This window comes from Phenylobacterium sp. (assembly GCF_031412415.1).
GTDB lineage: Bacteria > Pseudomonadota > Alphaproteobacteria > Caulobacterales > Caulobacteraceae > Phenylobacterium.
This window is the reverse complement of sequence record NZ_JANOCX010000359.1, coordinates 1-7765: the sequence shown is the minus strand read 5'-3', so window position 1 is coordinate 7765 and position 7765 is coordinate 1. Positions and strand designations below refer to the sequence as shown.

Sequence of the window (7765 nt, the reverse complement as noted above, 5' to 3'; positions counted from 1 at the left end):
CGTTGGCCCAGAGGCTGGGCGAGAAGAACGGGCCCGAGGTTGTCCTGGTCTCCACCGGGCACGCGCCCAGCTATTTCGACCAGATAACCATGGATCGAACCCGCTCGCTGTTCATTCGGCGGCTGCAATCGGCAGACGTCCATGGCCGGTTTCGGATCTACAGCCCTGTGACCAGCCTGGGGCGAACCATCATCGTCCACGCCAAGCTGGCGATCATCGACGACGTGATGCTGCGGGTCGGGTCGTCCAACATCAACAACCGGTCGCTGGGCCTCGACAGCGAATGCGATCTCACCATCGAAGCCGCCGGTCCCGGCGCGGACAGGGCCAAGACCGCTATCCGCAGGATCCGCACCCACCTTATCGCCCACTGGCTTGGCTGTGACGACGCTGTGTTCACCGCGGCGCTGACGAGGGCCGGGAGCCTGGGGGCGGCGATCGAGGCGATGCGCACGAAGGGACTCTGCCGCCTGCGGCCGATTCCGCCCGTGCCGCTGAAGCCGCTCACCGCGCTGATCGCCACCTTCCACCTGGGCGATCCGGTCGGCCCAGGCGATTCCTGGCGGCCCTGGCGGCGGCGAGCCAGCGTGCGACGGGAGCTCAAGCTGCTGGCCGAGCGTCTGCGGGGCGCAAGCCTGCCCGCCCCCGCGCCGCGGCTCAGCCCGCAGACAACTTAGGGCTACGACCCTCAGACGTCGCCGACCCCGCCCCTGTCGGGGACGGGGTCGGCGTGGGCCGCTACCGTCCGCATGCTGAAATTGAACGTCTTGCGAGGTGGAGCCATCGGGGGTCTCCGAAATTGAGAGCCTGCCCTAACAACCCTTGTCCGGCGCTGTTCCTTGGATTTCCGCCGCCGTGCCCAAGGCGGCGTCATCGGATATGATGGTCCGAAGGCATGAGCGGATCGAACATGACCCAGCATCGCATCTACACGACCAGCGTCGCGAGCGTTTACAAGCACTACGTCGCCAAGGCGGAGCGGAAGGGCCGGACAAAGGCCGAGGTCGACGAGGTGATCCTTTGGCTCACCGGGTATAGCGCCGCGGAGCTGGAGGGGCGCCTCGCCGCCATGACGGATTTCGAGACCTTTTTCGCCCAGGCGCCGGCGCTGAACCCGGCGCGATCCGAGATCAAGGGCGTGGTCTGCGGGGTTCGCGTCGAAGAGGTGGCCGATCCGCTCATGCGGGAGATCCGCTACCTCGACAAGCTCATCGACGAGTTGGCCAAGGGACGACCGATGACGAAGATCCTGCGTCTGCCGGCCGCGGCCCCGGCGTCCTAGAAGATCACCTTCTCATCGCGCCGCCACCAAGGTGAGCCTGATCATGTGGCCGTCTGGTCCGTGCCCATCCAGCGGTGCAGGACCGGCAGCACCTGTTCGGCGGGCTGGTAGCCTCGGGTGACGACGCCATAGGTTCCGTCGGCGCTGGGCCCGGCGACCAGGGTCGGGAAGCCCGTGACCCCGGCGCGCTGCGAGGTCCCGTAGTCGGCCCAGGTCTCGTTCTTCAGGTCGTCGGCCTCGAAATCGGCGAGGAAGGCGGCCCGGTCGACGCCCAGCTCGGCGGCGAGGTCGGCCAGGGTCTCGGGCTTCGTGACGTCCTGGTTCTGCGCGTAGAAGGCCTGCTGCACGCGGGTGAGATAGATCAGCGCCTTCTCGGGGTCCTCGCGGCGGACGCGGACCACGGCGCGGGCGGCGGGATCGGTGTCGTAGAGAAAGCCCGGCCGGTCCAGCACCGCGCCGTCGAACGGCAGGCCGGTGGCCTCATGCACATGGCCCCAGTGTCCGACCAGCTCGGCGCGGGCCTTGTCGGAGGTCGGGGTGTCGGTCCCGGGGCGCAGGCCGCCCATGACCAGCTTGATCGGCAGGGACCGTCCGAAGGCCTGGCGGATCTGGCCAATCACCGGCGAGAAGCCGTAGCACCACGAACACATCGGGTCGGCGAAGTAGATCAGATGCGGCGTTTCCATCTCGCGCTCCTTGGCGGCGGGCGGCGTTGGGGACTAACCTATGGCCCTGAGCGCCGAACGGCGAGCCCCGGAGACCACGATCCTTGAAAGACTGAGCGCCCCACCGCCACAGCCCTTGGATCCACAGCTTCCCGGACATTTCCGATGATACCAGACCTGCGCCTTCGCGCGGCCGAGCTTGCCGACATCGAACCCGTGCGCGCCATCGAGCGCGCCTCCGCCGCCCGCTTCCTGGGCACCGAGCGCGCGTGGCTGGCGGATGACGATCCGACCGACGCCGAGACCTTGGCCGAACGGGTGGGGCAGGGCGGCCTGCTGGTCGCCTGCGACGGCGCGACGCCCGTGGCCTTCGTGATGTTCCGGGAGGCCGAGGGCTGCGGTTACATCGAACAGGTGGACGTGCTGCCCAGCCACGAGCGGCGGGGGATCGGGGCGCGGCTGATCGAGGCGGTGGCTGAGGCGGCCAGGATGCGCGGCTGGCCGGCGCTGACGCTCTCGACCTTCAAGGATGTGCCGTTCAACGCGCCCTACTACCGGCGGCTGGGGTTCGAGGACGTCCAGATCCTGACGCCGGGTATGGCTGAGATCCGGGCCGAGCATGAGGCGCGGGGGCTGGACGAGAGCTCGCGCGTGTTCATGCGGCGGGGGGTGTAGCCCTCTCTGTCATCCCGGGCGGGCGCTGGGCGCCCTCCGGGATGACATTCGGGAAGGGAGGCGAGCCTGAGACGCTAAGCCCCCAACTTCGCCAGGACCGCGCGGCTCTCGGTCAGGGCCTGATCGCGCGCGTCGGGGCCGAAGGCGATCTTCTCGGCGCGGACGAAGGTGACGTCTGTGACGCCCATGAAGCCGAAGAGCTGGCGCAGGTAAGGCTCCTGGACGTCCAGCGCCTGGGCCGGGCCTTCGCTGTAGAGGCCGCCGCGCGACTCCACGATGATCACCCGCTTGCCGGTCACCAGACCCTTCGGACCAGCCTCGGAATAGCCGAAGGTCACGCCGGGGCGCAGGACGTGGTCGAACCAGGTGCGCAGGGTGCTGGGGATGCTGAAATTGTACATCGGCGCCCCGATGACGATGGTGTCGGCGGCGAACAGCTCGGCGATCAGCTCGTCGGAGAGCGCGCGGGCGGCCAGTTCGGCGGGCGTGGTCGCCTGGGCGCGGACGCCGGCGTAGCCGTCGGGATGCAGGTGCGGGATCGGATTGGCGGCCAGGTCGCGGAACACCAGCGTCGCGTTCGGGTCGCGCTGAGTGAGTTCGGTGACGGCGTCGGCGACCAGCAGGCGCGAGACCGAGGCCTCGCCGCTGAGGCTGCTGTTGAGAACCAGGATATTGGACATGACACCCCTCCAAGGGCGCTGATGAATTGACAGCCTGGAAGGTGAGGGTTCCAATCGTGCAACAACACCCCCACGTATCGCACCAGATTGTTGCGCGAAGAGGAACACTCGCACCATGGAGCTGGACGACATCCAGGCGTTCGTCGAGGTGGTCGAGGCCGGCGGCTTCGGCCGGGCCGGACAGCGGCTGTCGCTGTCGAAGTCGATGGTCAGCCGCCGGGTCTCGCGGCTGGAGGCCTCGTTGGGGGCGCAGCTGCTGAGCCGCACCACGCGGGGCGTGGCGATGACCGAGGCGGGTCTCGACTTCAAGGAGCGGGCCGACCGGGTGCTGGCCGAGCTGGAGGCCGCGCGAGACGCGCTGGCCCAACGCGGAGAGGAGATCGTCGGCAGCCTGCGGGTCGCCGCGCCGCTGTCCTTCGGCATCACCCACCTGGCGCCGGTGCTGGCGGAACTGGCCGTGCGCCATCCGAAGCTCGCGGTGACCGCCTCCTACAGCGACCGGTTCGTGGACCTGATCGGCGAGCGGTTCGACGTGGCGGTGCGGCTGGGCAACCTGGCGGACTCCAGCCTGGTGGCGCGGCGGATCGCGCCGATCAACGCGGTGATGGTGGCCAGCCCCGGCTACCTCGAGATTCACGGCACGCCGAAGACCCCCGACGACCTGATCGGCCACCAGGCGCTGCTGCAGGGCTCTGAGGCCTGGACCTTTCGGGACGGCAAGAAGACCGTCACCGTGCGCCCCGAGGGCCGGTTCAAGGCCGACAGCGGCCACGCCCTGGCCGCGGCGGCGGCGGCGGGCCTGGGAATCGCGCTGATCCCCACCTTCCTGGCCGGGAGCTTCATCGAATCCGGCCAGGTCGTACCGCTGATGCTGGACTATCCGCCGCCCGAGGCCGGGCTCTACGTGGTCCGGCCGCCGCCGGCCGGACACATGCCGGCCAAGGTGCGGGCCCTGACCGAGCTGCTGATCGAGCGGTTCGGCGGCGCGCCCTACTGGGACGCCTGCTACGTCGCGCGCGAAGCCTTCAAGGCGACCCTGGGCGGCCTGGGAGGCGCGGCCGTGGCGTCGTAGAACCGAGCCCAATCGATTCCGCCTGGAGAGCCTCATGCACACCTGGATCGCCGGCGCGCTCAGCGCGCTCACGCTGTTCTCCGGCGCCGCGGCCCTGGCGGCCTCGCCCTACGACAAGGCGGTGGTCCAGGGCGACCATGTGATCGCCGACTTCGCCTTCAAGTCCGGCGAGACCCTGCCGGCGCTGAAGCTTCGCTACCGCACCCTGGGCCAACCCAAGCGTGACGCGACGGGCCGCGTCACCAACGCGGTCCTGGTCCTGCACGGCACGGGCGGATCGGGCGCGCAGTTCCTGTCGCCGCAGTTCGCGGAGGAACTGTACGGCCCCGGCCAGCCGCTCGACATCACCCGCTACTACGTGATCCTGCCCGACGGCATCGGCCATGGCGGCTCGTCCAAGCCCAGTGACGGGCTGAAGTCCAAGTTCCCGCACTACGACTATGACGACATGGTCGAGGCCCAGCGCCGGCTGCTGGTGGAGGGTTTGAAGGTCGACCGCCTGCGCCTGCTGATGGGCACCTCCATGGGCTGCATGCACGGCTTCATCTGGGGCGAGACCCATCCCGACTTCGCCCAGGCGGTCATGCCCATGGCCTGCCTGACCGGGCCGATCGCCGGGGTGAACCGCACCTGGCGCAAGGCGGCGATGGACTCGATCCGCAGCGATCCGGCCTGGAAGGATGGCGACTACGCCCAGCAGCCGGCGCTGGGTCTGCGCGGGGCGTTGAACCTGCTGATCGTCATGGGCGCCGCGCCCCAGTACTGGCAGGCGCAGTTCCCGACCCGCGACGCCGCCGACGCCAACTACGCCGCCCGCTTCGCCGCCGACTTCCCGACGCGGGACGCCAATGACCTGCTCTACCAGATCGACGCCTCGCGGACCTATGACCCGTCCAAGGGCCTGGAGGCGATCACCGCCCCGGTGACCTGGGTCAACTCCACCGACGACCTGATCAACCCGCCCGACCTGGGCCTGGCCGAGCCCGCCGCCAAGCGACTGAAGGCCGGCAAGTTCGTGCTGATCCAGGCCACCCCCGACACCCGAGGCCACGGCACCCACACCTGGGCGAAGTTCTGGAAGCGGGATCTGGTCGACCTGCTGGCGCGGTCCGAGCGGCCCTAGGCTCGCATCAGTCCGGGCGGCGGGTCATCAGGAAGGCGAAGCCGCGTAGCACCGCCTGCTCCAGGCGCTCGGCGGCGGCGCTGTCCTGCTGGGTGTGGACCGCCGAGGCGATGCCGCGTCCCAGGACCCAGAAGACCAGGGCGATGTCCTCGGCGCGGTCCGGTGGCGCCCGGTCATCGTCGCGCACCGCGCCCTGGAACGCCTCCAGCGCCTGCTGTTCGGCGGCGCGGACGTCGGGGTTCCGCGACAGGCTGGGTTCGGTCTGCATCAGGGCGTAGAGGTGCGGATTGCGGCGGATGAAGCTGAGCAGGGCCGCCGAGGCCGCGTCGATGGGGTGGGCGAACTTGCCGTTCGTCCTGGCGCGCTCGATCTTCCGGCTAAGCTCGCCCCAGCCGTCCACCGCCACGGCGGCCAGCAGGGCGTCCTTGTTGGCGAAGTGGTAGTAGAGGCTGGCGACGCCGCTGCCGACCTCGGCGGCGATGACGCGCAATTGCAGCGCCTCGGCGCCGCCGTTGGCCACCAGCCCGCGCGCCGCGTCCAGGGCGCGGCGGCGCAGGGTTCCGGCGATGGCGATCTCTGGGCGCGTCATCTCGAGGCCGTCGTTGGAAGACGGCGCCGAACATGAACGATGCGGCGCGCCGCAGCCAGCCTAGAGGCGGGTGGGCAGGACGACCTTCATGTCCTCATAGCCCTTCACGAAGATCGAGAAGCTGCGCTTGGGCTCTTCCAGGACCTGGATGTCTGGGAAACGCTTCAGGATCTCTTCCCAGATGATGGTCAGCTGAAGTTCGGCCAGCCGGTTGCCGACGCAGCGGTGGATGCCGAAGCCGAAGGACATGTGCTGGCGCGGGCGCGGGCGGTCGATGATGTAGCTGTCGGGGTTCTCGATCACCGAGCCGTCGCGGTTGCCCGAGACATACCACATGACCACCTTGTCGCCGGCCTTGATGGTCTTGCCGCCCATCTCGAAGTCCTGGGTGGCGGTGCGCGACATGTGGGCCAGGGGCGTCTGCCAGCGGATGGTCTCCGACACCATGGACGGGATCAGCGAGGGATCGGCGCGCAGCTTGGCGTACTGGTCGGGGTTCTGGTTCAGGGCCAGGACCGAGCCGGAGATGGTGTTGCGCGTGGTGTCGTTGCCCCCGATGATCAGCAGGGCGACGTTGGCGTGGAACTCCGCCATCGTCATGTTCCGCGTCTCCTCCCCATGGGCCAGCATGGAGATCAGGTCGCCGGTGGGCTCGGCGTTGACCCGCTGGTTCCACAGCTCGGTGAAGTAGCCGAAGCACTCGGCCAGGGTGGCGCGCAGGTCGGCCAGGTCGGCGGCGCCGCCGCCAAAGCCCGGCGGGGTGGTCATGGCGTCCGACCAGCGGGTCAGCCTGCGCCGCTCCTCGAAGGGGAAGGCGAACAGGGTCGCCAAGGTCATGGTGGTCAGTTCCTTCGACACCAGGTCGACCCAGTCGAAGGCCTCGCCCACCGGCAGGCTGTCGAGGATCAGGCCCGCCCGCTCGCGGATCAGCGGGGCCATGATCGAGAGCGCGTGGGGCGACAGCGCCGGGCTCACCGTCTTGCGCTGCACGTCGTGGCGCGGCGGGTCCATGGCGATGAAGTTGGTGGCGTTGTTGTTGGGGTCGCGGAACCCCTGGGCAGCCTTGGGCGAGAGCGCGATGCCCTTGGCCGAGGAGAAGACCTGGTGGTTGGAATCCACCGCCATGATGTCGTTGTAGCGGGTGATCGACCAGTAGGGGCCGTAGTTGCTGTCGGGCGTGAAGTGGACGGGGGCCTCGGCGCGCAGCCGCTCGAAGATCGCCCACATGGCGTCGTCGCGGAACAGCGAGGCGCGGGCGGGATTCAGGTCTTCAAGGGGGGTCTCGTAGGCGGCCTTGCGCGCGGCGGCGCGCTTGTCCTTCAGAATGTCCGTCGCGCCGTCAGCCATAGGTGTGTCCTCGAGTCCGCGCGCCCGGAGCGGGGCGCGGGGCTATGGGGAGGCTTCGAACATTGTTCCACAAGGGGGGTGAGGTCGGTCCCCGTGGGAGGAGGTGTTCTAGGCGAAGCAAGGTCGGATGATTGAGCTTCCCAAGCTCGCCGATTTGCAGCACGGCGATACACTCGGGTCGCCGGCGATGCTCAGTGCACCTTGGCAGCGTTGAAGACACCTAAACGAACCACTTCAACACGAGGCTGGAACCGGTCCAGGTCTGCGATTGTGGTGCCGAGGTGGCCTGCCGCCGCCATCGGATGACCTGTGACGGGGGATCGCAGACACTT

The 7765-nt window shown here is 69.0% G+C and carries 9 protein-coding genes; 5 read left to right on the top strand and 4 right to left on the bottom strand.

Going from position 1 to position 7765, the window contains the following annotated elements; all coding sequences use genetic code 11:
- A partial coding sequence (locus tag RMO04_RS17200; protein ID WP_309645993.1) for a phospholipase D-like domain-containing protein occupies positions 1-677 on the top strand: 677 nt, incomplete at its 5' end.
- Positions 678-910: 233 nt separating this feature from the next.
- The gene (locus RMO04_RS17195; RefSeq protein ID WP_309645992.1) at positions 911-1282 is read left to right on the top strand and encodes a DUF2200 domain-containing protein; all 372 of its coding nucleotides are present in this window, start codon (positions 911-913) and stop codon (positions 1280-1282) included.
- Between the two features lie 41 nt (positions 1283-1323).
- On the opposite strand, the gene RMO04_RS17190 is transcribed toward RMO04_RS17195, so the two are convergent.
- On the bottom strand, positions 1324-1968 hold the full coding sequence (locus RMO04_RS17190) for a DsbA family protein (protein WP_309645991.1): 645 nt from the start codon (positions 1966-1968) through the stop codon (positions 1324-1326).
- A 144-nt stretch (positions 1969-2112) separates the two neighbouring features.
- Here RMO04_RS17190 and RMO04_RS17185 point away from each other — a divergent pair, with 144 nt between their 5' ends.
- Entirely contained in the window at positions 2113-2622 is a 510-nt protein-coding gene (locus RMO04_RS17185; protein ID WP_309645990.1) for a GNAT family N-acetyltransferase, read from the top strand.
- Between the two features lie 74 nt (positions 2623-2696).
- Here RMO04_RS17185 and RMO04_RS17180 read toward each other — a convergent pair whose 3' ends face one another.
- Entirely contained in the window at positions 2697-3302 is a 606-nt protein-coding gene (locus tag RMO04_RS17180) for an FMN-dependent NADH-azoreductase (protein WP_309645989.1), read from the bottom strand.
- A 115-nt stretch (positions 3303-3417) separates the two neighbouring features.
- Between RMO04_RS17180 and RMO04_RS17175 the strand changes: the two genes are divergently transcribed.
- Both RMO04_RS17175 and RMO04_RS17170 read left to right on the top strand, forming a co-directional pair.
- A complete protein-coding gene (locus tag RMO04_RS17175) occupies positions 3418-4374 on the top strand; it encodes a LysR family transcriptional regulator (protein WP_309645988.1) in 957 nt (318 codons plus the stop codon).
- Positions 4375-4408: 34 nt separating this feature from the next.
- Positions 4409-5497, top strand: a complete 1089-nt coding sequence (locus RMO04_RS17170; RefSeq protein WP_309645987.1) for an alpha/beta fold hydrolase — start codon at positions 4409-4411, stop codon at positions 5495-5497.
- 7 nt (positions 5498-5504) lie between these two features.
- On the opposite strand, the gene RMO04_RS17165 is transcribed toward RMO04_RS17170, so the two are convergent.
- Both RMO04_RS17165 and RMO04_RS17160 read right to left on the bottom strand, forming a co-directional pair.
- Positions 5505-6086, bottom strand: coding sequence for a TetR/AcrR family transcriptional regulator (locus tag RMO04_RS17165; RefSeq protein WP_309645986.1), 582 nt, complete (start codon positions 6084-6086; stop codon positions 5505-5507).
- A 60-nt stretch (positions 6087-6146) separates the two neighbouring features.
- Entirely contained in the window at positions 6147-7433 is a 1287-nt protein-coding gene (locus RMO04_RS17160; protein ID WP_309645985.1) for a cytochrome P450, read from the bottom strand.
- Between the last annotated feature and the right edge of the window lie 332 nt (positions 7434-7765).